The 22754-nt window shown below is 72.5% G+C and carries 26 protein-coding genes; 12 read left to right on the top strand and 14 right to left on the bottom strand.

Annotated elements, in window-relative coordinates; genetic code table 11:
- Positions 1-38: 38 nt before the first annotated feature.
- A complete protein-coding gene (locus ACF07V_RS28660) occupies positions 39-263 on the bottom strand; it encodes a DUF6011 domain-containing protein (RefSeq protein WP_392158451.1) in 225 nt (74 codons plus the stop codon).
- A 36-nt stretch (positions 264-299) separates the two neighbouring features.
- On the opposite strand from ACF07V_RS28660, the gene ACF07V_RS28655 reads away from it, so the two are divergent.
- Positions 300-782: a glutathione peroxidase gene (locus ACF07V_RS28655; protein WP_392158449.1), complete on the top strand. Its 483-nt coding sequence runs from the start codon at positions 300-302 to the stop codon at positions 780-782.
- The gene (locus tag ACF07V_RS28650) at positions 775-1542 is read left to right on the top strand and encodes a putative protein N(5)-glutamine methyltransferase (protein ID WP_392158447.1); all 768 of its coding nucleotides are present in this window, start codon (positions 775-777) and stop codon (positions 1540-1542) included. Before ACF07V_RS28655 ends, ACF07V_RS28650 begins: the two co-directional genes overlap by 8 nt.
- 42 nt (positions 1543-1584) lie before the next feature.
- Here the strand turns inward: ACF07V_RS28650 and ACF07V_RS28645 are convergent, their stop codons facing one another.
- A complete protein-coding gene (locus ACF07V_RS28645; protein WP_392158445.1) occupies positions 1585-2958 on the bottom strand; it encodes a cytochrome P450 in 1374 nt (457 codons plus the stop codon).
- Positions 2959-3102: 144 nt separating this feature from the next.
- Here ACF07V_RS28645 and ACF07V_RS28640 point away from each other — a divergent pair, with 144 nt between their 5' ends.
- Complete coding sequence (locus ACF07V_RS28640; protein ID WP_392158443.1) at positions 3103-3570, top strand: VOC family protein; 468 nt, start codon at positions 3103-3105, stop codon at positions 3568-3570.
- Positions 3571-3590: 20 nt separating this feature from the next.
- Here the strand turns inward: ACF07V_RS28640 and ACF07V_RS28635 are convergent, their stop codons facing one another.
- The gene (locus ACF07V_RS28635) at positions 3591-4805 is read right to left on the bottom strand and encodes an acyl-CoA dehydrogenase family protein (RefSeq protein ID WP_189803863.1); all 1215 of its coding nucleotides are present in this window, start codon (positions 4803-4805) and stop codon (positions 3591-3593) included.
- A gap of 162 nt (positions 4806-4967) precedes the next feature.
- On the opposite strand from ACF07V_RS28635, the gene ACF07V_RS28630 reads away from it, so the two are divergent.
- The gene (locus ACF07V_RS28630) at positions 4968-5615 is read left to right on the top strand and encodes a TetR family transcriptional regulator (protein ID WP_392158442.1); all 648 of its coding nucleotides are present in this window, start codon (positions 4968-4970) and stop codon (positions 5613-5615) included.
- An 82-nt stretch (positions 5616-5697) separates the two neighbouring features.
- On the opposite strand, the gene def is transcribed toward ACF07V_RS28630, so the two are convergent.
- Positions 5698-6255: a peptide deformylase gene (gene def, locus ACF07V_RS28625; protein ID WP_351181517.1), complete on the bottom strand. Its 558-nt coding sequence runs from the start codon at positions 6253-6255 to the stop codon at positions 5698-5700.
- Positions 6256-6381: 126 nt separating this feature from the next.
- On the opposite strand from def, the gene ACF07V_RS28620 reads away from it, so the two are divergent.
- From ACF07V_RS28620 to ACF07V_RS28600, 5 genes are all read left to right on the top strand, one after another.
- Positions 6382-7629, top strand: coding sequence for a MurT ligase domain-containing protein (locus tag ACF07V_RS28620; RefSeq protein ID WP_392158440.1), 1248 nt, complete (start codon positions 6382-6384; stop codon positions 7627-7629).
- Between the two features lie 19 nt (positions 7630-7648).
- Positions 7649-8377, top strand: coding sequence for a type 1 glutamine amidotransferase (locus tag ACF07V_RS28615; protein ID WP_392158438.1), 729 nt, complete (start codon positions 7649-7651; stop codon positions 8375-8377).
- A 158-nt stretch (positions 8378-8535) separates the two neighbouring features.
- A complete protein-coding gene (locus ACF07V_RS28610) occupies positions 8536-9561 on the top strand; it encodes a 6-phosphofructokinase (protein ID WP_369142899.1) in 1026 nt (341 codons plus the stop codon).
- Positions 9562-9663: 102 nt separating this feature from the next.
- Positions 9664-10614, top strand: a complete 951-nt coding sequence (locus ACF07V_RS28605; protein ID WP_392158436.1) for a cytochrome c oxidase assembly protein — start codon at positions 9664-9666, stop codon at positions 10612-10614.
- Positions 10615-10921: 307 nt separating this feature from the next.
- Positions 10922-11122, top strand: a complete 201-nt coding sequence (locus tag ACF07V_RS28600) for a hypothetical protein (RefSeq protein ID WP_392158434.1) — start codon at positions 10922-10924, stop codon at positions 11120-11122.
- 48 nt (positions 11123-11170) lie between these two features.
- Here ACF07V_RS28600 and ACF07V_RS28595 read toward each other — a convergent pair whose 3' ends face one another.
- The gene (locus tag ACF07V_RS28595; RefSeq protein ID WP_392158432.1) at positions 11171-12196 is read right to left on the bottom strand and encodes a DUF3048 domain-containing protein; all 1026 of its coding nucleotides are present in this window, start codon (positions 12194-12196) and stop codon (positions 11171-11173) included.
- 79 nt (positions 12197-12275) lie between these two features.
- Here ACF07V_RS28595 and ACF07V_RS28590 point away from each other — a divergent pair, with 79 nt between their 5' ends.
- Both ACF07V_RS28590 and ACF07V_RS28585 read left to right on the top strand, forming a co-directional pair.
- Positions 12276-12995, top strand: coding sequence for a lysophospholipid acyltransferase family protein (locus ACF07V_RS28590; protein ID WP_392158705.1), 720 nt, complete (start codon positions 12276-12278; stop codon positions 12993-12995).
- Between the two features lie 64 nt (positions 12996-13059).
- A complete protein-coding gene (locus ACF07V_RS28585) occupies positions 13060-14094 on the top strand; it encodes an NAD-dependent epimerase/dehydratase family protein (RefSeq protein WP_392158430.1) in 1035 nt (344 codons plus the stop codon).
- A gap of 95 nt (positions 14095-14189) precedes the next feature.
- On the opposite strand, the gene ACF07V_RS28580 is transcribed toward ACF07V_RS28585, so the two are convergent.
- The 8 genes from ACF07V_RS28580 to ACF07V_RS28545 form a co-directional block, all read right to left on the bottom strand.
- On the bottom strand, positions 14190-15767 hold the full coding sequence (locus ACF07V_RS28580; RefSeq protein ID WP_392158428.1) for an alpha/beta hydrolase: 1578 nt from the start codon (positions 15765-15767) through the stop codon (positions 14190-14192).
- Positions 15768-15909: 142 nt separating this feature from the next.
- Positions 15910-16653: an urease accessory protein UreD gene (locus ACF07V_RS28575; protein ID WP_392158703.1), complete on the bottom strand. Its 744-nt coding sequence runs from the start codon at positions 16651-16653 to the stop codon at positions 15910-15912.
- Entirely contained in the window at positions 16650-17327 is a 678-nt protein-coding gene (ureG, locus tag ACF07V_RS28570) for an urease accessory protein UreG (RefSeq protein WP_392158426.1), read from the bottom strand. The genes ACF07V_RS28575 and ureG overlap by 4 nt, the downstream gene beginning before the upstream one ends.
- A gap of 20 nt (positions 17328-17347) precedes the next feature.
- Positions 17348-18010: an urease accessory protein UreF gene (locus ACF07V_RS28565; protein WP_392158424.1), complete on the bottom strand. Its 663-nt coding sequence runs from the start codon at positions 18008-18010 to the stop codon at positions 17348-17350.
- Positions 18010-19731, bottom strand: coding sequence for an urease subunit alpha (locus ACF07V_RS28560; protein WP_392158422.1), 1722 nt, complete (start codon positions 19729-19731; stop codon positions 18010-18012). The genes ACF07V_RS28565 and ACF07V_RS28560 overlap by 1 nt, the downstream gene beginning before the upstream one ends.
- Positions 19724-20083, bottom strand: coding sequence for an urease subunit beta (locus ACF07V_RS28555; protein WP_392158420.1), 360 nt, complete (start codon positions 20081-20083; stop codon positions 19724-19726). The genes ACF07V_RS28560 and ACF07V_RS28555 overlap by 8 nt, the downstream gene beginning before the upstream one ends.
- A 13-nt stretch (positions 20084-20096) precedes the next feature.
- Complete coding sequence (locus ACF07V_RS28550; protein ID WP_392158418.1) at positions 20097-20399, bottom strand: urease subunit gamma; 303 nt, start codon at positions 20397-20399, stop codon at positions 20097-20099.
- Positions 20400-20562: 163 nt separating this feature from the next.
- A complete protein-coding gene (locus ACF07V_RS28545) occupies positions 20563-21195 on the bottom strand; it encodes a TetR/AcrR family transcriptional regulator (RefSeq protein ID WP_392158416.1) in 633 nt (210 codons plus the stop codon).
- Positions 21196-21299: 104 nt separating this feature from the next.
- On the opposite strand from ACF07V_RS28545, the gene ACF07V_RS28540 reads away from it, so the two are divergent.
- The gene (locus ACF07V_RS28540; protein WP_392158415.1) at positions 21300-22292 is read left to right on the top strand and encodes an ABC transporter permease; all 993 of its coding nucleotides are present in this window, start codon (positions 21300-21302) and stop codon (positions 22290-22292) included.
- 145 nt (positions 22293-22437) lie between these two features.
- On the opposite strand, the gene ACF07V_RS28535 is transcribed toward ACF07V_RS28540, so the two are convergent.
- Entirely contained in the window at positions 22438-22716 is a 279-nt protein-coding gene (locus ACF07V_RS28535) for a type II toxin-antitoxin system Phd/YefM family antitoxin (protein WP_392158413.1), read from the bottom strand.
- Positions 22717-22754 lie beyond the last annotated feature (38 nt).

Raw genomic sequence — 22754 nt, 5'->3', positions numbered from 1 at the left:
ATCGTTTTGTCGCCTGGTAGCGTCGCCGGGCTGCGGTCCTACGGCTCCGGGTCGATGCCCGGGAGCGTGTCCTGTTCCACCTCGTGGCGGCGGGTGCGGATGTCCGGGGGCGCCGGGTGGAGTTTGGCGTCGCAGGTGGGGCCCAGGCCCGTGCGGCGGGAGTCCGCGCCGGTCAGGGGGCGGCCGCAGAGGCGGCAGTGGACCCGGCGCGGTCCCGCGTCCGCCGTGGAATCGATCGCGATTGCCAGTGGTTCGTCTCCCATGCTGAGATCAAACCCTATTCCGACGAGGAGCAGTCCATGAGCCTGTACGACATTCCGCTGAAGACCCTGACCGGCGAGCCGGTCTCCCTTGCCGACTACCGGGACCGGGCCGTCCTGGTCGTGAACGTGGCCTCCCGGTGCGGGCTGACCCCGCAGTACGCGGGTCTGGAGCGGCTGCAGAAGGCATACGGGGAGCGCGGCTTCACCGTGCTCGGCGTGCCCTGCAACCAGTTCGCCGGTCAGGAGCCGGGCAGCGCCGAGGAGATCTCGACGTTCTGTTCGGCCACGTACGGGGTCTCCTTTCCGCTCCTGGAGAAGACGGACGTGAACGGTGAGGAGCGCCACCCGCTCTATTCCGAGCTGGTGAAGGTCACCGACGCCGACGGCGAGGCCGGTGACGTGCAGTGGAACTTCGAGAAGTTCCTCATCGGCCGCGACGGCCGGGTCACCCGCTTCCGTCCGCGCACCGAGCCGGAGGCCCCCGAGGTCGTGGCGGCCATCGAGGCACAGCTTGTCTGACCTGGGGGTCGTCGAGCGGCTGCGCGCCGCCGGGTGCGTCTTCGCCGAGGAGGAGGCCGAGATGCTCCTCGCGACCGCCTCCGGGCCCGCCGAGCTCGACCTCATGGTCGAGCGGCGGGCCTCCGGCCTGCCCCTGGAGCACGTCGTGGGCTGGGCCGAGTTCGCCGGGCTCCGGATCGAGGTCGACGGCGGGGTCTTCGTGCCCCGGCGGCGTACGGAGTTCCTCGTCGGCCACGCGGTGGAGCTGGCCCGGCCGGGCACCGTCTGCGTCGACCTGTGCTGCGGCTCCGGCGCGGCGGGCGCGGTCCTGCTGGCCGAGGCCGAGGGCGTGGAGGTGCACGCCTCGGACATCGAGCCGGCGGCGGTGCGCTGCGCCCGGCGGAACGTCGAGCCGCGCGGCGGGCGCGTGTACGAGGGGGACCTCTTCGCGCCGCTGCCGCGGGAGCTGCGCGGCCGGGTGGGGGTCCTGGTCGCCAACGTGCCGTACGTACCGACCGGGGAGATCGGGCTGCTCCCGCCCGAGGCCCGCGACCACGAGCCGCACGTCACGCTCGACGGCGGCGCGGACGGCCTCGACGTCATGCGGCGGGTCGCCGCCGAGGCGCCGGAGTGGCTGGCGCCGGGCGGGCACCTGCTCGTGGAGACGAGCGAGCGGCAGGCGGAGACGGCCCTCGCGGTGATGTCCGGGGCCGGTCTGACGCCGCGCCTCGTCACCTCCGAGGAGTGGTGGGCGACGGTCGTCGTCGCGACGAAGCCGTAGGAGGAGGGGAGCGGCCCCGGGCCGCTCCCCCGTCCGGTCGGGCTACGGCGTCCTCGGCAGCAGGCGGCAGCGGGCCGGGCCGTGCGTGGTGAGGGTGATCGCGGAGCCCACGGGCACCTCCGTGTCGACGGCTTCGAAGCCGTACTTCTGGAGGACCATCGCCAGCGCGATCACCGACTCCAGCATCGAGAAGTGCTGGCCGATGCAGGCGCGCGGGCCGCCGCCGAAGGGGAACCAGGCGTACCGGGGGCGGGCCGCCTCCGCCTCGGGCGTGAAGCGGTCCGGGTCGAAGCGCTCCGGGTCCTCCCAGTAGTCGGGGTGCCGGTGGGTGACCCAGGAGGCGACGATGACGTCCGCGCCCGCGGGGATGGTGACGCCGCCGATCACGGTTTCGGCGACGGCGCGGCGGCCCGTGGCCGGGGCGGCGGGGTAGAGGCGCATGGCCTCCTTCAGGACCTGGGTGAGGTAGGGCAGCGCGTCCAGGTCGGCGGCGCCGGGGGTACGGCCGCCGAGGACCCGGTCGACCTCCTCGTGGGCCCGCTTCAGCACCTCCGGGTGGCGGGCGAGGAGGTGGAGGGCGAAGCCGAGGGAGGTGGCGGTGGTCTCGTGCCCGGCGAGCAGGAAGACGAGGACCTGCTCGCGCAGCTCGGTGGCGTCGAAGCTGCCGTCCTCGGCGCTCTCGGCCTCGACGAGCAGGGTGAGGAGGTCGTCGCCCTCGGCGGAGGACCGGCCGGAGCCGCGCCGCTCGGCGATGATCCGGTCGCAGACCTCGTACAGCGCCTGGTGGACGGCGGCGGCCTTGCGGTTGCCGGGGGTGGGCCAGTCGCGCGGGAACTTGACCGGGGAGTAGCCGCGCCGCAGCACGTACGCACCGAGCTCGGGGAAGCAGCGCTCGACGATCTCGACGGCGGCGTCCACGTCGGTGCCGAAGAGGATGCGGGCGACCGCGCGCAGGGCGAGGCGGGTCATCTCGTGGAGGACGTCGACGGTCTCGGCTCCGCCGTCCTGCCACTCGCCGATGAGGGTGGCGACCTCGGCGGCGATGGCCCCCGCATAGCTGTCGACGCGGCGCTTGGTGAAGAGGGGCTGGACGAGCCGGCGCTGGCGGAGGTAGTCCTCGTCCTGGCTGGTGAGCAGGCCGTTGCCGAAGGACTCGCGGATCTCCTGGTAGAAGGGGTTGTCCTTGCGGAAGTTGGCGGATTCCCCGGCGAGGACCTGCTGGGCGCCCTCCGCGGAGAAGACGCCGTAGAAGGTGGCGCGGATCCCGGGCGGGCCCGCGGTCATCCGCACGACGTCTCCGTGCTCGCGCCGGGCGCGCAGGAAGGTGCCCAGCGAGTCCCGCTTGAGGTCGGGCATGGAGCCGAGGAGCGGACTTCCCGCGAGCTGGGGTGCTTCGGTTCCGGTGGTGGTGGCCATGATCGGTTCCCCCTTGATCGTCACTGGCCCGGCGATTGTCCCTCAGGAAGTAACTCACAGGCAGCCGGGGCCGAACAGCGAATCGGATCCGGCCTGTTGGCTCGAAATCAGCCACTGTCAGTGGCGTCTGCGAGGCTGCTCCCCATGGAGCGACCCGAGCTGACCCTGCAACTGACCATCGACTGCGCCGACCCCCAGCGCCTGGTGCCCTTCTGGCTGGACGCCCTGCGCTACATCCCCGACCCGCCGCCCGCCGGCCACGCCACCTGGCGGGCGTACTGGGAGTCGATCGGCGTACCCGAGGATGAGCTGGGCGAGGACGCCGGGGAGCTCCCGGAGTCCATCGTCGACCCGAAGGGGGTGGGCCCCCGCGTCTGGTTCCAGCGCGTCCCGGAGCCCAAGACCGTCAAGAACCGCGTCCACCTGGACCTGAAGGTCGGCGGCGGCCGCGAGGTGCCCCTCGCCGTCCGGCGCGAGCGCGTGGACGGCGAGGTGGCCCGGCTGACGGCGCTCGGCGCGACCGTCCTCTACACGATGGACCGGCCGAACGGCATGGAGTACTACGCGGTGGTTCTCCAGGACCCGGAGGGCAACGAGTTCTGCATCGTGTGAGCGGCGCGCGTGCGCGGCCGCTACTTCGCGAGCGCGCGGCTGATGACCATGCGCTGGATCTCGCTGGTGCCCTCGAAGATCGTGTAGATGGCGGCGTCGCGGTGCATGCGCTCCACCGGGTACTCGCGGGTGTAGCCGTTGCCGCCGAGGATCTGGATGGCCTGGGCGGTGACCTTCTTGGCGACCTCGCTCGCGTACAGCTTGGACATGGAGCCCTCGGCCGCGGTGAAGGGCTTGCCGGCCGTGGCCATCCAGGAGGCGCGCCAGACGAGGAGCCGGGCGGCGTCGATCTGGGTGGCCATGTCGGCGAGCTGGAAGGCGACGCCCTGGTTCTCGATGATCGGGCGGCCGAACTGGACGCGGGTCTTCGCGTAGTCGAGGGCGACCTCGTACGCGGCGCGGGCGGTGCCGACGGCCATGGCGCCGACGGCCGGGCGGGAGGCCTCGAAGGTGGCCATGGCGGCGTTCTTGACGCGCTCGCCGCCCGCCTTGGCCTTCTCCCGGGCGCGGGCGAGGCGCTCGTCCAGCTTGTCCTTGCCGCCGAGCAGGCAGGAGCCGGGGACGCGGACGTCCTCCAGGACGACCTCGGCGGTGTGGGAGGCGCGGATGCCGTGCTTCTGGAACTTCTGGCCCTGGGACAGACCGGGGGTGTTCGGCGGCACGATGAAGGAGGCGTGGCCCTTGGAGCCGAGCTCGGCGTCGACGACGGCGACCACGACGTGGACGTTGGCGATGCCGCCGTTGGTCGCCCAGGTCTTGGTGCCGTTGAGGACCCACTCGTCCTTGGCCTCGTCGTACACGGCCCGGGTGCGCATGGAGGCGACGTCCGAGCCGGCGTCGGGCTCGGAGGAGCAGAAGGCGGCGACCTTGACGTCGTTGGCGTCGCCGTACATCTGCGGGACCCAGGTGCCGATCTGCTCCTCGGTGCCGTTGGCGAGGACGCCGACGGCGGCGAGGCCGGTGCCGACGATGGAGAGGGCGATGCCGGCGTCGCCCCAGAAGAGCTCCTCCATCGCCATCGGGATGCCGAGGCCGGTCGGGTCGAAGAACTGCTGGGCGTAGAAGTCGAGGGAGTAGATGCCGAGCTTGGCCGCTTCCTGGATGATCGGCCAGGGAGTCTCCTCACGCTCGTCCCACTCGGCGGCGGCGGGGCGCATCACATCGGCGGCGAAGCCGTGGAGCCAGTCGCGGACCTGCTTCTGGTCCTCGTTGAGTTCGAGCGTGAACTCGCCCATGTTCCCTCCCAGCATGACGTTACTTGCGGTAACAGCAGTCTGTTACCGGTGGGTAGAGGCTGTCAACCTGCGGTGGAGCGGTTCGGCCCGACCGACATCGGATCCCGGCCGGGTGTTACGTTGCGACAGCCTCACGAATCGCACGGGCGGGGAGACACGCACATGGACATCGCACACCGGGCCACCGACCAGCAGACGCCCGCCGAGCAGCGGCGCCGCGAGCTGCTGGAGGCGGCGGACCGGGTGGTGCTCCGGGACGGCCCCAAGGCGTCCATGAACGCGATCGCGGCCGAGGCCGGGATCACCAAGCCGATCCTCTACCGCCACTTCGGCGACAAGGGCGGGCTCTACCGCGCCCTCGCCACCCGCCACACCGACGCGCTCCTCGCCTCGCTGCGGGCCTCGCTCGACGCGCCCGCCGACCGGCGCCGCCGCGTCGAGGCCACCCTCGACACGTACCTGGCGTCCATCGAGGCGATGCCCCAGGTCTACCGCTTCCTCATGCACCCGGCCGAGGAGTCTCACCAGACCGAGCAGGGCTTCGACGTCGGCCGCCACTCGGCCCCGCTGCTGCGCCGCATGGGCGAGGAGCTCGGCCAGGTCATCGCCGAGCGCGTCGACCTGGGCCCGGCCGCCGAGGCCCAGGCCCGCATCTGGGGCCACGGCATCGTCGGCATGATGCACGCGGCGGGCGACTGGTGGCTCGGCGAGCGCCCCTGCTCCCGCGCGGACCTCGTCAAGAGCCTCGCGGACCTCCTGTGGGGCCGGCTCGCCGAGGCGGACGACCTGCCGGGGGGACCGGGCTTCTAGCGGATCGGGGCGGGTCGGGCCGGATTTGGCTGCCGGGGCGTGCCGGGCGCCGTGGGTGCTGTGAGGGACTTTCCGGACACCCCTAGGCGATCCGGTCCGCTCCGCTCCCCCAGGGCTGCTTGCGGATCGTGCGCAGCAGGCGTGACTTGCGCCACCCCGTGACGTGGTCCGCGTAGACCCCGCCCTCCAGGTGGTCCGTCTCGTGCTGGAGGCAGCGGGCGAAGAAACCCGTGCCCTCGATCCGTATCGGAGTGCCGTCCAGGCGGACGCCCTCCACCACCGCGCGGTCGAAGCGGGGCGTCGGCGCCTCCAGGCCCGGCAGCGAGAGGCAGCCCTCGGGGCCCCGGATCTCGTCGCCGTCCGCCTCCACCAGGCGCGGGTTCACCACATGGCCCAGGTGACGGTTCTCCTCGTCGTCGGGGCAGTCGTACACGAAGACCCGCAGGCCCACGCCGACCTGGTTCGCCGCCAGGCCCACGCCGTGCGCCGCGTACATCGTGGCGAACATGTCCTCGACGAGCCGGGCCAGTTCGGGTCCGAAGTCGGTGACGGGCGCGCAGGGCGTGTGCAGCACGGGGTCGCCGAGGAGCGTCATCGCTCGGACGAGGCCGGAACTGCCGGGGATGGGGCGGTTTCGCATGGCGGTAAGGGTACGGTCCGCCGTGACCTCCGTGTTTCGTGCGGCCGCTTGCCGGTGCCGCTGTTCGGGCTGCTGGCCGGATCTCGATAGGCTGAGCCCGGACCGACGCAAGGAGGAACAAGAAAGATGTCAGGACACCCCGGTAATCCAGAGCCGCTGTCGCCGCGCGCCAAGCTGGCCGTGACGGCGGGCAAGGCCGCGGCCGCGGTGTCGCGTGCGGCCGGGCGCGGCAGCGGATCGGTGATCGGCGGCCGGGTGGCGCTGAAGCTCGACCCCGACCTGCTCGGTCGGCTCGCGCAGCATCTGGACGTCGTCCTGGTGTCGGCGACCAACGGCAAGACGACCACGACCCGGCTGATCGCGGAGGCCCTGCGCGCCGCCGGCCCCGTGGTCTCCAACGCCCTCGGCGCCAACATGCCCGCCGGCATCACCTCGGCGCTGGCCGGCGGCTCGGACTCCAAGTTCGGCGTGATCGAGGTCGACGAGAAGTACCTCGCCGGCGTCGCACGGGACACCACGCCCAAGGCGATCGCGCTGCTCAACCTCTCCCGCGACCAGCTGGACCGCGCGGCCGAGACCCGGATGCTCGCCGAGAAGTGGCGCGAGGGCCTCAACGGCACCAAGGCCGTGGTCATCGCCAACGCCGACGACCCGCTGATCGTGTGGGCCGCCTCCTCCTCCCCGAACGTGGTGTGGGTCGCCGCCGGCCAGGAGTGGAAGGACGACGCCTGGTCGTGCCCCGCCTGCGGCGGTGTGATGCAGCGCCCGGGCGACGACTGGTTCTGCGGCGAGTGCGGCTTCCGCCGTCCCGCGCCGAGCTGGGCGCTCAGCGGCGACCACGTGCTCGACCCGCACGGTTCGGCCTGGCCGATCCGGCTCCAGCTGCCCGGCCGCGCGAACAAGGCGAACGCCGCGACCTCGGCCGCCGTCGCCGCCGTCTTCGGGGTGCCGCCGCAGGTGGCCCTGGAGCGCATGTACCAGGTGCAGGCCGTCGCCGGACGCTACGACGTGGTCTCCTTCCAGGACCGCGACCTGCGTCTGCTCCTCGCGAAGAACCCGGCCGGCTGGCTCGAAACGTTTTCCCTCATCGACGGGCCGCCCGCCCCGGTGATCCTCTCCGTCAACGCGCGCGGCGCCGACGGCACGGACACCTCCTGGCTGTGGGACGTGGACTACGGCCGGCTCGCCGGCCATCCGATCATGGTGATCGGCGACCGGAAGCTGGACCTCGCGGTCCGCCTGGAGGTCGCGGGCGTGGACTTCCGCGTCTGCGAGACGCTGGACGAGGCCGTCGCGATGGCCCCGCCCGGGCAGATCGAGCTGATCGCCAACTACACCGCCTTCCAGGACGTCCGCCGCCGCGTCGGCAACTGACCCGTAGAGGACTTGCAGCATGACTGACAGCAGCCTGCGCCTGGTCTGGGTCTACCCGGACCTGCTCAGCACCTACGGCGACCAGGGCAATGTCCTCGTCGTCCAGCGCCGTGCCGAACAGCGCGGTCTCCACGTCGAGCGCGTCGACGTCCGCAGCGACCAGCCGGTGCCGACCTCGGGCGACATCTACCTGATCGGCGGCGGCGAGGACCGTCCGCAGCGGCTCGCGGCCGAGCGGCTCCTCCGCGACGGCGGCCTGTCCCGGGCCGCCTCCAACGGCGCGATCATCTTCTCGGTCTGCGCCGGGTACCAGATCCTGGGCCACGAGTTCATCAACGACGTCGGCGAGCGCCAGCCCGGCCTCGGCCTGCTCGACGTGACCACGACCCGCGGCGAGGGCGCCCGCTGCGTCGGCGACGTCCTCGGGGACATCGACCCGCGCCTGGGCCTCCCCCAGCTGACCGGGTTCGAGAACCACCAGGGCATCACCCATCTCGGCCCGACGGCCCGGCCGTTCGCCCGGACCGTCTTCGGCAACGGCAACGGGACCGGCGACGGCACCGAGGGCGCGTACAACGACACCGTCTTCGGTACGTACATGCACGGCCCCGTCATGGCGCGGAACCCGCAGATCGCGGACCTGCTCCTGAAGCTGGCCCTCGACGTGAACGCGCTGCCTCCGACGGACGACCGCTGGTACGAGGCGCTGCGCGCCGAGCGCATCTCGGCGGCGACCCAGCCCGCCTGAGTCAATCCGGGCACCGCCGTGGGTCCCTCGTACGAACGTACGTTGTCCACTGTGCGGACATCCGGTTCGGCCCCGCCACCCTGCGACGATAGGGTGGCGGGGATCCAGCCGGACGACGTGGTCCGGGAGTCGGCCCACGTTGCAAAGGTTTTTGGGCTATGCGCATTGGCGTGCTCACCTCCGGCGGAGACTGCCCCGGTCTGAACGCTGTCATCCGTTCCGTCGTGCACCGCGCCGTCGTCGATCACGGCGACGAGGTCATCGGCTTCCACGACGGGTGGAAGGGCCTCCTGGAGTGCGACTACCGCAAGCTCGATCTCGACGCGGTGGGTGGCATCCTGGCCCGGGGCGGCACCATCCTCGGCTCCTCGCGGGTCCAGCCCGCGCACCTCGTCGACGGCGTCGAGCGGGCCAAGGGCCACGTCGCCGACCTCGGCCTCGACGCCATCATCCCGATCGGCGGCGAGGGCACCCTCAAGGCGGCCAACCTGCTCTCCCAGGCGGGCCTCCCGATCGTCGGCGTCCCGAAGACGATCGACAACGACATCGCCTCCACCGACGTGACCTTCGGCTTCGACACCGCCGTGACCGTCGCCACCGAGGCGCTCGACCGGCTGAAGACCACCGCCGAGTCGCACCAGCGGGTCCTCGTCGTCGAGGTGATGGGCCGCCACACCGGCTGGATAGCGCTGCACTCCGGCATGGCCGCCGGCGCGCACGCCGTGGTCGTCCCCGAGCGCCCCTTCGACATCGACGAGCTGACCGCCCGGGTCGGCGAGCGCTTCGAGGCCGGCAAGCGGTTCGCGATCGTGGTCGTCGCCGAGGGCGCGAAGCCGCGCGAGGGCTCGATGGACTTCAAGACCGCCGGCACCGACATCTACGGCCACGAGCGCTTCACCGGCATCGCCAACCAGCTCTCCGCCGAGCTGGAGGGACGCCTCGGCAAGGAGGCCCGCCCGGTCATCCTGGGTCACGTCCAGCGCGGCGGCACCCCGACCGCGTACGACCGCGTCCTCGCGACCCGCTTCGGCTGGCACGCCGTCGAGGCGGCGCACCGCGGCGAGTTCGGCATGCTGACCGCCCTGCGCGGCACGGAGATCACGATGGTCCCGCTCGCGCAGGCCGTGGAGACCCTCAAGACGGTTCCGGCCGACCGGTACGCCGAGGCGGAGTGCGTGCTCTGACGGCTTCCGTCCGTGACATCCGCCCCCGGTCGCAGTCGCGGCCGGGGGCGGTTCTAGTCTGGTGCGGACAACAAGCGCGAATCGGGCTCCAGGAGTGTACGGATGGATCACAGCGGGCACGGCATGACCACGGATCTGCCGCCGTTCACGCTGGGGCGGGGCCTGGAGTTCTCTCCCGACCTCTTCTTCCTGATCGGATGCCTCGCGGCGCTCGGTCTGTACGGGTGGGGGGTGGCGCGGCTGCGGCGACGCGGTGACGCGTGGCCGATCAGCCGGACGGTGTTCTTCACCGTGGGCGTGCTGAGCGTCGCCCTGATGATGTGCACCAAGCTCAACGACTACGGCATGGTCATGTTCAGCGTGCACATGGTGCAGCACATGGTGATCTCCATGCTGTCGCCGATCCTGCTGCTGCTCGGCGCGCCGGTGACCCTCGCGCTGCGGGCGCTGCCGGTGGCGGGCCGGGGCTCGACGGGGCCGCGCGAGCTGCTCCTGAAGCTGCTGCACAGCCGGTACATGAGGGTGATCACGCACCCGGCGTTCACGATCTCCATGTTCATCGCGAGCCTGTACGGGCTGTACTTCTCGCCGCTCTTCGACTTCCTGATGGGCTCCAAGGCGGGGCACATCGGGATGATGGTGCACTTCCTGATGGTGGGCCTGGTCTTCTTCTGGCCGATCATGGGCGTGGACCCGGGCCCGCACCGGCCGGGGTACGTGATGCGGATGCTGGAGCTCTTCGCGGGCATGCCGTTCCACGCGTTCTTCGGCATCGCGATGATGATGGCGACCCAGCCGATGGTGGAGGCGTACAAAAACCCGCCGGCCTCGCTGGGGATCGACGCCCTCGCCGACCAGAACGCGGCGGGCGGCATCGCCTGGGCGTTCAGCGAGATCCCGTCCGTCCTCGTCCTGATCGCCCTGGTCTACCAGTGGTACCACTCCGAGCAGCGGCAGGCGGTCCGCAAGGACCGGGCCGCCGACCGGGACGGCGACAAGGAGCTGGAGGCGTACAACGCCTATCTGGCGAGTCTGCAGACGCGGAGCCGCTGACGATCGGGATCCAGGATCCGACCCCCAGGATCCGACCTCCTGGATCCGACCTCCCGGATCCAGGATCCAGGATCCGACCTCCCGGATCCCGGATCCAGGATCCGACCTCCCGGATCCAGGATCCTGGATCCTGGATCCTGGATCCTGGATCCACGGTGCTCCTCCCGGGCCCGGTGCCGCATGCGGCGCCGGGCCCGTTCGCGTACCGGCGCACGCCGGAGCGTCCGGGGAGTAGCGCGCGCCCCTCTCGCGGGGTCACGATGGGCTGGACGGCTTCCGCGGCCCCGGTCGGGAGGAGGACGGGCTGATGTCCGGTCCCACGAAGACGATGACGGTGCTCACCTGCGCCGCGCTGGTGCTGACGACGGCCTACACGGTGGCGCTCGGCAGCAGCGGCTGGCTCTGGTTCGGCCTGGTGGTGCTGATCGTGACGACGATCGGGATGGCGGCGGCGGACAGCGCCGTACCACCGCCTCCCCCGCCCCGCCCGCCGGGCACCACGTCCTGACCCGCGGCACCCGCGAGGGCCTGTCCGGCCCTGATCCGCCGGACACCTCTAGCCGCGCGGGGCCAGGACGATCCAGGTCTGGCCCGGGGCGAAGGGCAGGGGCTTTCCTGCCGGGGTGGTGAAGGTGGTGCCGGACGTCGCCGAGGGCCGGGACCAGCGGGCCTCGTGGGCGCGTCCGTCGCGCAGGACGAGCGCCGTGCCGCTGCCGACGGTCTCGCTGTACGGGGAGACCGAGCCGAACCGGTCGTGGAAGCGGGACGGGCGGATCGTGACGCGCTGGACGACGACCGTCTCCGGGGTGAGCGGGCCCGTGTCGGTGGCGCGGGCCTCCCGGCCGTCCATGGCCACCCGCCAGGCGTGGTCGGCGGCGGACCAGGTGAAGGTGTAGCGGGCCGCCGGGTAGCGGACGGTCTCGGTCCTGACCGGGGTGCCGCCGCCGGGTGCGGGCCCGAAGCGGAAGCCGATGTCCCGGGGGTCGTCGGCGCCCGGCGCGGCGGCGAGCGCGCGGCCGGGTCGCAGGTAGAGGTTGTGCGGGGCGGGGCGGTCCGATGAGCGCCGGAAGGCCTGGGGTGTCATGCCCTCCGTGACGAGGTGGAGGGGCGCGGCCCGGAGCAGCGGGCCGAGGGCGGACTGGGCGCCGGAGTAGGCGAGGACCGGGTGGCCGAAGTCGCCGAGCAGGGCGATGTCGGACTCGCGGGCACTGCGGACGGGGCCGGTGAGGTCGGGAAGGTGGGAGGAGTAGACGGCCATGAGACGGGTCACGCCGCCCTCCACCTGTTCGACGTAGACGAGGTCGGCCCTGCCGAGTCCTGTGTGGGGGCGGGCCGCCGGCACGTTGTCGAGCTTCACGGCCAGGACCGGGGCGGACTTCGCGGGCAGCCCGGTGAAGGGCGAGAGGCCGGCGGGCCGCGTGGCGGGTCGGGTGGCGGGCCGGGTGGCGGGCGCGGTCGTCGGCGTGGGGCTGGGCTCCGACGGGCCCGAGCCGGAGCAGCCGTACAGCCCGGCCGCCGTCAGCGCGCACAGCAGCGCGGTGAGGACGCGGCCGGGGCGCCTGGCCCCGCGCTCGCCTGTCATGTGACGCTCCCCCACCAGTGGACCACGGGCGCCCGCGGGGATACAACGGGGCGTGACGGACGACGAACGGGGGCCGCGCGTGTTCTACCAGCTGATGAAGTACGTCCTGCTCGGACCGCTCCTCAGGCTGCTCTTCCGGCCGCGGATCGAGGGGCTCGAACACATCCCGGAGGAGGGGGCCGCGATCGTCGCGGGCAATCACCTCTCCTTCTCCGACCACTTCCTGATGCCGGTCGTCCTGGACCGGCGGATCACCTTCCTCGCGAAGCAGGAGTACTTCACGGGGCCGGGGCTCAAGGGCCGGCTGACGGCCGGCTTCTTCCGGGCCGCCGGCCAGATCCCGGTGGACCGGTCCGGGAAGGAGGCGGGCAAGGCGGCGATCCGGGAGGGTCTCGGCGTCCTCGACCGGGGCGAGTTGCTCGGGATCTATCCCGAGGGGACACGTTCGCACGACGGACGGCTCTACAAGGGCAAGGTGGGGGTGGCGGTGATGGCGCTGACCGCCGGGGTGCCCGTGGTGCCGTGCGCGATGGTGGGGACCTTCGAGATCCAGCCGCCGGGGAAGGTCGTGCCGAGGATCCGCCGGGTCACCATCCGGTTCGGGGAGCCGCTGGACTTCTCCCGGTTCGCCGGGTCGGCGGGTGAGAAGGCCGTGGTCCGCGCGGTGACGGACGAGATCATGTACGAGATCCTGCGCCTGTCGGGACAGGAGTACGTGGACGAGTACGCGGCGGTGGTGAAGGCCGCGGAGTCCGGCGGTGACGCGCCTCCCGAGAAGTTCCCGCGCGGGGAACGCTGAGGGCGGATCCGCGCACGGCGCAATCCCCTGGGCCGCCGCCCCTGGCCCCCGTAGCGTCCCCTGCATGAGCAAGCGAAACGCGTTCGTGCTGGGTGCGACGGGACAGGTGGGGCGGGCGGCCGTGCGGGCGCTCGTCGCGGACGGCTGGGAGGTGACGGCCGCCTCGCGGGGCGGCGGCAGGGACGAGGGCTGGCCGGACGAGGTGCGGTCGGTGCGGCTCGACCGGGGCGAGGACGGCGCGCTGGCCTCGGCGCTCGGCGGGGGCACCGACGTCCTCGTGGACATCGTGGCGTACGACGCCGGGCACGCCGCCCAGCTGACCGGTCTCGCGGACCGGATCGGCTCGGCGGTGGTGATCTCCAGCGGGGCGGTGTACCAGGACGAGCAGGGGCGCAGCTTCGACACCCAGGACCGGCCGGACGGCTTCCCGCGCTATCCGGTGCCGATCCCGGAGTCGCTCGCGACGGTGGCGCCGGGCGACGGCACGTACAGCACGCGGAAGGTGGCCCTGGAGCAGGCGTTGACGGCGGCCGGGGAGCTGCTGCCGACGACGCTGCTGCGGGCGGGCTCGATCCACGGCCCGCACTGCCGGTCGCCGCGCGAGCTGTTCTTCGTGAAGCGGGCGCTCGACCGCCGGCCGGTGCGGGTGCTCGCGTACGGCGGCCTGTCGCAGTTCCACCCGTCGCACGTCGACAATCTGGCCGAGCTGATCCGGCTCGCGGCGCGGCGGCCGGGCACGCGGGTGCTCAACGCCGCGGATCCACAGGTGCCGACGGTCGCGGAGATCTCCGCCGCGGTGGACGCGGTCGTGGGCGTGGAGAGCGAGACGGTGCTCGTGGACGGGCCGCCTCCGGTGGGCATCGTGGGTGAGACGCCGTGGGGCCTGGACGCGCCGATCGTGTACGACATGACGGCGGCGGAGCGGGAGTTGGGCTACCGGCCGGTGGTGGGTTACGCGGAGTCGTTGCCGGCGACGGTGGAGTGGCTGACGGAGCGGCTCGCGGGCCGGGGATGGCTGGAGGCGTTCCCGAACCTCGCCAAGTACGGGCAGGACTGGTTCGACTACGCGGCAGAGGACGCCTGGCTCGCCTCGCGCTGAGACGCGGAGACGCGGAGACGCGGAGAGGCGGAGAGGCGGAGAGGCGGAGAGGGGCGGCCGCCGTACGGCGACCGCCCCTCACTGTGGTGCGGGTGTTACGGCTTGGGCGTGGCGTGCGGCTCGCACGTCACGTCCTGGCTGTCCACCTTGCCGGTGAGCAGGTACGTCTCGACCCTCGGGTTGATGCAGGGGTTCACCAGACCGGTGACACCGTGCGAACCCGCGTTCTTCTCGGTGATGAGACGCGAGCCCTTGAAGCGCTTGTGCAGCTCGACCGCGCCGGCGTACGGCGTCGCCGCGTCACGCTCGGACTGGACGATGAGCACGGGCGGCAGGCCCTTGCCCGTCTTGACCTGGGTCGGCTTCTGCTGCGGCGCGGACCAGGTGGCGCACGGCAGGTTCATCCAGGCGTTCGCCCAGGTCATGAACGGGTACTGCTCGTGGAGGGCCGAGTTGTCCCGGTTCCACTTGTTCCAGTTGGTCGGCCACGCCGCGTCGGCGCACTCGACGGCGGTGTAGACGGCGTTGCCGTTCTCCGACGCGATGTTGCCGGCCGTGTCGGTGAGGTCCGCGGCGGCGCCGTCGATCAGCGGCTGCGGGTCACCCTGGGCGTACGCGCTCCAGGCCTCCGCGACCGGGACCCACGAGGAGTCGTAGTACGGGGCGCTCTGGAAGAAGCCGATGAGCTCGGCCGGGCCCACCTTGCCGCCCAGGGGCTCCTTCTTGGCGGCGGCGCGCAGGGTCACCCACTGCTGCTGGACCTCCGCCAGGGTGTCCCCGAGGTGGTAGGTCGCGTCGTTCTGGGCGACCCAGGTCATCCAGTCCTTCAGACGACCCTCGAAGGCGATGTCCTGCTCCAGGTTGGCCTGGTACCAGATGTTGTGCTTCGCCGGGTTGACCACGCTGTCGACGACCATGCGGCGCACGTGGTTCGGGTACAGCGTGCCGTAGACGGCGCCGAGGTAGGTGCCGTAGGAGACGCCGATGAAGTTGAGCTTCTTCTCGCCGAGCGCGGCCCGGATGACGTCCAGGTCACGCGCGGTGTTCCGGGTCGTCATGTAGGGCAGCATGTCGCCGCTCTTCTCGGCGCAGCCCTTGGCGTACTCGGCGGCCAGCTTGCGCTGGGCGAGCTTGTCCGCCTCGCTGTCCGGGACCGGGTCGAGCTTCGGACCCTTGACGAACTCGGTCGGGTCGACGCAGGAGATGGGCGCCGAGTGGCCGACACCGCGCGGGTCGAAGCCCACGAAGTCGTACGCCTTCGCGGTGTTCACCCAGAGCGGGTTGTTGGTGGTGACCCGGCGCGGGAAGCGCAGGCCGGAGCCGCCGGGGCCGCCGGGGTTGTAGAGCAGCGCACCCTGGCGCTCGGCGGGCGTGCCGGTGGACTTGACGCGGTCCACCGCGATCTTGATCTTCTTGCCGTTGGGCTTGGCGTAGTCGACCGGGACGGTGACCCAGCCGCACTGGATGGGCTTGGCGAAGCCCCAGTCGGCCGGGCAGTCCTGCCAGTCGATTCCGGCCTTGGCGGCCTCGGCGGCGGCGATGGTCGCGCCGCGCGCCTCCTCGTCACGGTCGAGACCGGTGACGGCGCCGGCGGTCGGTGCCGCGAGCGCGGTCGCCATGAGCGTGCCCGCTATCAGAGTGCCGGCCGAGCCGAGCACTGCTGTGCGTCTCAATGATCCTCCCCCAGAAGGAGTCTGTGTGTCCGGGGGATCCTTTCGTCCCTGGGGCTCGTGATGAAAGGGCGTACACGTGTTTCTTTGCCGAACCAATAACCGGTGACAGGTGTACCGCTGAGCGGTGAACGTGCGGAGACGGTCAGAACGGGAGGAGTTGGGCGAAGGCCTCGTCGAGGAGTCGGCGCAGCGCGAGCGCGTCCGGGGCCACGGCGGTGGCGAGGGCGGCGGGCCCGGCGAGCGGACTGACCACGGCGTTCTCCCCGAACCGCCGCGCTTCCACCGGCTTCTCGGCGAACGCCGGGTCGACGACGAGGAGTTGACCGGTGGCGCGGTGGCCGCCGAGGACCGCGCCGCCGTCCCAGCCGCCGGGCGCGCCGGGGCCGAAGGCCAGTTCCTGGTCGAGCAGGGGGCGGCCGGCGCGGCGGACGGTGAGGCGGGTGGTCAGGGTGCCGGGCGCTTCGCCGTGCCGGCCGAGGACCTGTTCCTCGCGGAGGACGAGCCGCGCCGTGGGCGCGAGGTCGACGGTGGTGCGCATCCGCAGGTGCGAGCCGGCGGCGGAGACGAGCTGTTCGGGCAGCCAGCGGAGCTCCGCTCCCTCGCCGACGGCGATCCGTACGTCGTACGCGGCGGGGTCGGTGCTCCGGCCGGGCAGGGCGAGGGTGGCGGCGGCCGAGTCGACCAGGAGCCGGGCCCCGTCCCGTACCTCGGTCTCGATCGCGAGCCGGTCACCGCCGAGCGGCGCGCTCATCGCGCCGACGACGGTGACCCGGGTGTACGGTCCGGCGGCCCGGGTGCGGCGCAGGGCCAGGGGGCCGTCGCTCACGAGGAGCGGCAGGCCGCCGTCGGCGTCGGCGACGATCCGGGCGGTGGCGCTCAGGCTCACGCGGTCCACGCCGTGAGCTGTGCCCGGACCCAGTCGGCGACCGGCGCGACGCCGTTCTCGCCGCGCAGCGAGGTGAAGGCGACCGGGAGTTCGCCGCGCTGTTCCGCGGCGTCGCGGGCCATCCGCTCCAGGTCGGAGCCGACGTGCGGGGCGAGGTCGGTCTTGTTGATGACGAGGAGGTCGGCGGTGGTGACGCCGGGTCCGCCCTTGCGCGGGATGTCGTCGCCGCCGGCCACGTCGATGACGAAGATCTGGGCGTCGACGAGCCCCTTGGAGAAGGTGGCCGTGAGGTTGTCGCCGCCGGACTCGACGAGGATGAGGTCGAGCGGACCGACGGTGTCCTCGAGCTCCTCGACGGCTTCGAGGTTGGCGGAGATGTCGTCGCGGATGGCGGTGTGCGGACAGGCGCCGGTCTCCACGGCCTGGATGCGCTCGGGCGGCAGGACGGCGTTGCGGAGCAGGAACTCGGCGTCCTCGCGGGTGTAGATGTCGTTGGTGACGACGGCGAGGGAGAGGGTGTCGCGCAGCTCCCGGCAGAGGGCGGCGACGGTGGCGGTCTTGCCGGAGCCGACCGGTCCGCCGAGCCCGACGCGCAGGGCGCGGCGGGTGCCGTCGGGCCGGTGGGCGTCGGCGGAGACGGCGCCGTGGTGGGTGTGCGCGTGGTCGAGGTGCATGGGGGCGGCTCCTGGTGGGGTTACGAGGCGAAGAGGCGGACCGGCCAGGCCGCGTGCTGTTCGGCGGTGAGGTCGAGCAGCGGGGCGGAGGCGGCGGGCAGGGCGTCGACGCCCTGCCGGGCGGCGGCGGCCGCGTGTTCGGCCACCTGGTCCATCTCGGGTGCGAGGCGGGCGAGGACGGCGGTGGCCTGGTAGGGGTCGAGGCTGAGGAGGCGGACGGCCGCGGTCGCCGGGCCGCCGACCGTCTCGTACGCGACGCAGTGCGCCGCGTCCTCGGGGCCGAGTCCGGCGGCCCGCGCGGCGGTGCCGAGGACGACGGGCTGATGGGCGCCGCGCGGGAACGCGGCGGCGAGCGCGTCGAGTTCGGGGCTCGGCCAGGTGGCACGGGCGGCCCTCATCAGCTGGCGGCCGAGCTTGCGGGCGGCGGCGCGCAGGGCCTCCGAGGGTGTGCGCGCGTCGGCCGCCGCGTCGAGCTCGTACGGGTCGAGTCCGTGCGCGGCCCCGGCGGCGAGGGCCGCCGAGGTGAGGCCCGTGGTGTGCAGGCGGCCCCGGCAGAAGGCCTCCAGGCCGGCGGCGTCCTTGATGCGGCCGGCCCTGACGGCGGCCTCGGCGCCGCCGGAGTGGGCGTGTCCGCCGGCGGGGAAGCGCCCGTCGGCGAGCACGAGGAGGGCTGAGCGCGACATCAGAAGAGGAAGTAGCGCTGGGCCATGGGCAGTTCGGCCGCGGGTGCCGGTTCGACCGTCTCGCCGTCGATGGTCACCGAGAAGGTGTCGGCGTCGACCTCGACCCGGGGCAGCGCGTCGTTCTCCCGCATGTCGGCCTTGGTGACCCGCCGGGTGGAGCCGATGGCGGTGAACTCCTTGTGCACTCCGAGCTTTTGGGGCAGGTCGTCCTCGATCGCCGCCCGGGCGACGAAGTTGACCGAGCCGGCCGCGGCGGCCCGGCCGAGCGCGCCGAACATCGGGCGGGGCAGCACCGGCTGGGGCGTGGGGATGGAGGCGTTGGCGTCGCCCATCTGCGCGTACGCGATCTGGCCGCCCTTGACGACGACGAGCGGCTTCACGCCGAAGAACGCGGGCTCCCAGAGGACCAGGTCGGCGAGCTTGCCGGGCTCGACCGAGCCGATCAGGTGGTCCATGCCCTGGGCGACGGCGGGGTTGATCGTGTACTTGGCGACATAGCGGCGGGCTCGGTGGTTGTCGGCGGCACCGTCGCCGGGCAGGGCACCGCGGCGCTTCTTCATGACGTGGGCGGTCTGCCAGGTCCGCATGATCACCTCGCCGATCCGGCCCATGGCCTGGGAGTCGGAGGAGATGATCGAGATGGCGCCCAGGTCGTGGAGGACGTCCTCGGCGGCGATGGTGGAGGGCCGGATGCGGGACTCCGCGAAGGCGAGGTCCTCGGGGACGGCCGGGTTGAGGTGGTGACAGACCATCAGCATGTCGAGGTGTTCCTCGATGGTGTTGACGGTGTGCGGCCGGGTCGGGTTGGTGGAGCTGGGCAGGACGTACGGCTCGGAGACGACGGAGATGATGTCGGGGGCGTGCCCGCCGCCGGCACCTTCCGTGTGGTACGCGTGGATCGTGCGTCCGGCGATGGCGGCGAGGGTGTCGCCGACGAAGCCCGCCTCGTTCAGGGTGTCGGTGTGGATGGCGAGCTGGGCGCCCGTCTCCTCGCACACGCTCAGACAGGCGTCGATGACGGCGGGGGTGGCACCCCAGTCCTCGTGGATCTTGAAGCCGAGCGCGCCGCCGCGCAGCTGGGAGTGCATCGCCTCCCGGGACATCGTGTTGCCCTTGCCGAGCAGGCCGATGTTGACGGGGAAGGTGTCCAGGGCCTCGAACATCCGGGCCATGTGCCAGGGGCCGGGCGTGATCGTGGTCGCCTTGGTGCCCTCGGCGGGGCCGGTGCCGCCGCCGACGAGCGTGGTGACGCCGGTGGCGAGGGCCTGCTCGACGACGGTGGGCGAGATGAAGTGGACGTGGGTGTCGACGGCGCCGGCGGTGACGATCCGCCCGTTGCCGACGATGATCTCGGTCTCGGGGCCGATGACGAGGTCGGGGTGGACGCCGTCCATGGTGTCGGGGTTGCCGGCCTTGCCGAGGGCGGTGATGCGGCCGTCCCTGATGCCGATGTCCGCCTTGACGACGCCCCAGTGGTCGATGACCACGGCACCGGTGATGACGGTGTCGGGGGCGCCCTCGGCGCGGGTGGTGCGGGCCTGGCCCATGGACTCGCGGACGACCTTGCCACCGCCGAAGACGGCCTCCTCGCCGGCGCGGCCGGGGCCGCCGCAGCGGTCCTCCTCGATCTCGACGAGGAGGTCGGTGTCGGCGAGCCGGATGCGGTCGCCGGTGGTGGGGCCGAACAGGTCGGCGTAGACGGCGCGGTGGAGGTCAGGCACGGTCGCCGTCCTTGTCCTGGTCCTGTTCGGTGGTGGCTTCGGTGGTGTCGAGCGGGCCGGCGGTCTCGCCGCGCAGGCCGGGCACGATCCTGCGGCCGGCGATCGGGACCAGCTCGACCTCGACGGGGATGCCGGGCTCGAAGCGGACGGCCGTCCCGGCGGCGATGTGCAGTCGCTGCCCGTGGGCGGCGGTGCGGTCGAAGTCCAGGCCGGGGTTGACCTCGGCGAAGTGGTAGTGGGAGCCGACCTGGACGGGCCGGTCGGCGGCGTTGAGGACGGTGAGGCGGGTGACGGGGCGCCCCTCGTTGAGGGGGACGGGGCCGTCCGCGTACAGGATCTCTCCGGGGATCATCGGCGGCCGCCCCTCAGACGATGGGGTCGTGGACGGTGACGAGCTTGGTGCCGTCCGGGAAGGTGGCCTCGACCTGGACGTCGTGGATCATCTCCGGGATGCCGTCCATGACCTCGTCACGGGTGATCACCTTGCGCCCGGAGGCCATCAGCTCGGCGACGGTACGGCCGTCCCGGGCGCCTTCCAGGATGTGGGACGTGATGAGCGCGACGGCCTCGGGGTGGTTGAGCCGCACACCGCGGGCCCGGCGCTTCTCGGCCACGTCGGCCGCCACATGGATGAGCAGGCGCTCCTGCTCGTGCGGGCTCAGTTGCACTCTTCCACCTCACAGTCGTCGACCGGGACGGGACCCGGACAGCTGCGGACCCTACCGACCGTCAACACTCTGTTGAACTGCGGAGATGCGGTGCGCGGCCAGACATTGCACGTTAGGGCGGAAGTTTTTCCGGCTCGTTAACTCCGGCTTTGCGTTCTCATGATCATCCGATCGGGTCGGCGTCCCCGGGTGCGGACATCGACATCAGGCCACGCAGTCCGTCCTCCAGGACCTCGACGGACACGTCGCCGAAGAGCGCCTGCTGGGCGATGAAGCCCTGGGCGGTGGCGATGAGGGTGCGTGCCACATGGTCTGCGGGGACGTCGGCGTGGAGGAGGCCGTTCTCCCGGTAGGCGGTCACGAGCCGCGTCCACGCGACCCGCATCCCGTGGTAACCCTCGGCGAGGGTCCCGGCCAGCGTCTCGTTGCGCAGGGTCTCGGTCCACACCTGGATGATCAGCCGCGCGAAGGCCTGCCGGTCGGCGCCCTCGATCCGCTCCTCCAGGAAGAGCCGGAGGACCGCGCCGAGGAGGACGTCGGGGGTGGGCGGCGGGGTGGCGCGGGACGCCTCCTCGAAGGCGCTCCGGATGCCGGCGAAGGCCTCGCTCGCGATGGCCCCGATCAGCTCCTCCTTGCCGCGGAAGTAGCGGTAGACAGCGCCCGCGGAGAGGCCCACCTCGGCGAGCACGTCCTGCATGGACGTGGCGTGGAAGCCGTTGCGGGCGAAGCAGCGGGCGGCGCCGTCGAGGATCTGGCGCCGGCGTGCGTCGAGGTGTTCCTGGGAGACACGTGCCATGGTCAGAACCTAAAACGAATGTTCATTCTTGACAACTTCCCGGCGGCGGCGCACGCTGTGCCTCACATAAAACGAACGATCCTTCGCTTTGAATCGAGGCCGTCATGCCCGCCACCACCCCGCCGGCCACCGGCCGCAGAGCCCTCGCGGTCCTCGTTCTGATACCGGTCGTCGCCGCCCTCGCCCTCGCGCTCTTCGCCTGGCCGGCCGCGCGCATCGCACCCCGCGACCTGCCGATCGGCGTGGCCGGGCCCGCCGCCGCGGCCGATGCGGTCGAGCGGCAGCTCGGCCGGCACGAAGGGGCCTTCGAGATCCACCGCTACGAGGACGCCGCTGCCGCCCGGGCCGCGATCGAGGACCGCGATGTATACGGAGCCGTGGTCGTCACCCCGAGCGGTACGGAACTGCTCACCGCTTCGGCGGCGAGCCCCGTCGTGGCCGGGCTGCTGCGCGAGGCCGTGACCGCCCAGGCCCCGGCGGGCGCCGAGGTCCGGGTCACGGACGTGGTCGCTGCACCGGCGGGCGACCCGCGCGGCGCCGTACTCGGCGCGAGCCTGCTGCCCCTCGCCCTGATCGGCGCGGCCACGGGCGTCACCACCGTCCTGCTCGGCCTGCGCGGGGCCGGGGCGGCCGCGACGCTCGTGGGCGCGGCGGCGCTCGCCGGGGTCGTCGGCGCGACGCTCGCCGACAGCTGGCTCGGGGCACTCACGGGCGACTGGTGGGCCGAGGCCGGGGTGCTCGGTCTGACCGTCCTGGCGATCGGCTCGGCCTTCGCGGGACTCGCCACCCTGCTCGGCAAGCCCGGATTCGGGCTCGCGGCAGCCCTGACCATCCTGCTCGGCAACGCCTTCTCGGGGATGTCGAGCGCCCCGCAGATGCTGCCCACCGGGGTCGGCGCCCTCGGCCAGTGGCTGCCGCCGGGCGCCGGGGGCTCGGCCCTCCGGTCGGTGTCCGCCTTCGACGGCGCGGCGGCGGGCCGCCCGCTGCTCGTCCTCTCCCTCTGGGCCGTGGCGGGTCTGGCCGCGACCGCGCTCGGCGCCCGGCGCCGCGCGGAAGCGGCCCCCTCGACGGAGCCCGCACCGGTGCCGGTGGGCTGAGACCCGCACCCGAGAACGGCCGCGTACCCCCGCTGTAGCGGACGGGGGTGCGCGGCTTTCGTTTTTGCCGTGCGGCTTTCGTTTGCCGTGCGGCCTTCGCTTCCCGGGTCGGGAGGCGCCGGGCTCGCGCTCGCGCGCGCCCCGGTCAGGAGGCGCCGGGCTCCTGGTGGTGGGCGGCGATGCCGAAGCGGCGCTGTTCGCCGGGAGCGGAGTCGACCGGGTGGAGGCCGGAGAGCGAGCTGACCACCTGCTCGTCGGCGGGCTTCTCCGCCGCTTCGAGTTCTTCCAGGTCAGCGGCGGAGACCAGGGCGACGAGCGGCTTCCCGTGGCGGGTGACGACGACGCGCTCGCCGCCGTACACGACGCGGTTGATGAGGTCGGCGAGCTCAGCCCGCGCTTGCGTCACCGGGATCTCGTAGGTCATGCTCCTCATCTTACGGTCTGTACGTCCTGTACATTTTT

It is taken from the genome of Streptomyces sp. NPDC015661, from assembly GCF_043077765.1.
Classification (GTDB): Bacteria; Actinomycetota; Actinomycetes; order Streptomycetales; family Streptomycetaceae; genus Streptomyces.
The sequence above is the reverse complement of the archived record's forward strand: the minus strand, read 5'-3'. Positions and strand labels throughout refer to the sequence as shown.

Excerpts from the sequence above, each read along its gene's own strand:
- ACF07V_RS28660 (WP_392158451.1), bottom strand. The coding sequence starts at position 263 with ATGGGAGACGAACCACTGGCAATCGCGATCGATTCCACGGCGGACGCG.
- ACF07V_RS28655 (WP_392158449.1), top strand. The coding sequence starts at position 300 with ATGAGCCTGTACGACATTCCGCTGAAGACCCTGACCGGCGAGCCGGTC.
- ACF07V_RS28645 (WP_392158445.1), bottom strand. The coding sequence starts at position 2,958 with ATGGCCACCACCACCGGAACCGAAGCACCCCAGCTCGCGGGAAGTCCG.
- ACF07V_RS28640 (WP_392158443.1), top strand. The coding sequence starts at position 3,103 with ATGGAGCGACCCGAGCTGACCCTGCAACTGACCATCGACTGCGCCGAC.
- ACF07V_RS28635 (WP_189803863.1), bottom strand. The coding sequence starts at position 4,805 with ATGGGCGAGTTCACGCTCGAACTCAACGAGGACCAGAAGCAGGTCCGC.
- ACF07V_RS28630 (WP_392158442.1), top strand. The coding sequence starts at position 4,968 with ATGGACATCGCACACCGGGCCACCGACCAGCAGACGCCCGCCGAGCAG.
- def (WP_351181517.1), bottom strand. The coding sequence starts at position 6,255 with ATGCGAAACCGCCCCATCCCCGGCAGTTCCGGCCTCGTCCGAGCGATG.
- ACF07V_RS28620 (WP_392158440.1), top strand. The coding sequence starts at position 6,382 with ATGTCAGGACACCCCGGTAATCCAGAGCCGCTGTCGCCGCGCGCCAAG.
- ACF07V_RS28615 (WP_392158438.1), top strand. The coding sequence starts at position 7,649 with ATGACTGACAGCAGCCTGCGCCTGGTCTGGGTCTACCCGGACCTGCTC.
- ACF07V_RS28610 (WP_369142899.1), top strand. The coding sequence starts at position 8,536 with ATGCGCATTGGCGTGCTCACCTCCGGCGGAGACTGCCCCGGTCTGAAC.
- ACF07V_RS28605 (WP_392158436.1), top strand. The coding sequence starts at position 9,664 with ATGGATCACAGCGGGCACGGCATGACCACGGATCTGCCGCCGTTCACG.
- ACF07V_RS28600 (WP_392158434.1), top strand. The coding sequence starts at position 10,922 with ATGTCCGGTCCCACGAAGACGATGACGGTGCTCACCTGCGCCGCGCTG.
- ACF07V_RS28595 (WP_392158432.1), bottom strand. The coding sequence starts at position 12,196 with ATGACAGGCGAGCGCGGGGCCAGGCGCCCCGGCCGCGTCCTCACCGCG.
- ACF07V_RS28585 (WP_392158430.1), top strand. The coding sequence starts at position 13,060 with ATGAGCAAGCGAAACGCGTTCGTGCTGGGTGCGACGGGACAGGTGGGG.
- ureG (WP_392158426.1), bottom strand. The coding sequence starts at position 17,327 with ATGCACCTCGACCACGCGCACACCCACCACGGCGCCGTCTCCGCCGAC.
- ACF07V_RS28565 (WP_392158424.1), bottom strand. The coding sequence starts at position 18,010 with ATGTCGCGCTCAGCCCTCCTCGTGCTCGCCGACGGGCGCTTCCCCGCC.
- ACF07V_RS28555 (WP_392158420.1), bottom strand. The coding sequence starts at position 20,083 with ATGATCCCCGGAGAGATCCTGTACGCGGACGGCCCCGTCCCCCTCAAC.
- ACF07V_RS28545 (WP_392158416.1), bottom strand. The coding sequence starts at position 21,195 with ATGGCACGTGTCTCCCAGGAACACCTCGACGCACGCCGGCGCCAGATC.
- ACF07V_RS28540 (WP_392158415.1), top strand. The coding sequence starts at position 21,300 with ATGCCCGCCACCACCCCGCCGGCCACCGGCCGCAGAGCCCTCGCGGTC.
- ACF07V_RS28535 (WP_392158413.1), bottom strand. The coding sequence starts at position 22,716 with ATGACCTACGAGATCCCGGTGACGCAAGCGCGGGCTGAGCTCGCCGAC.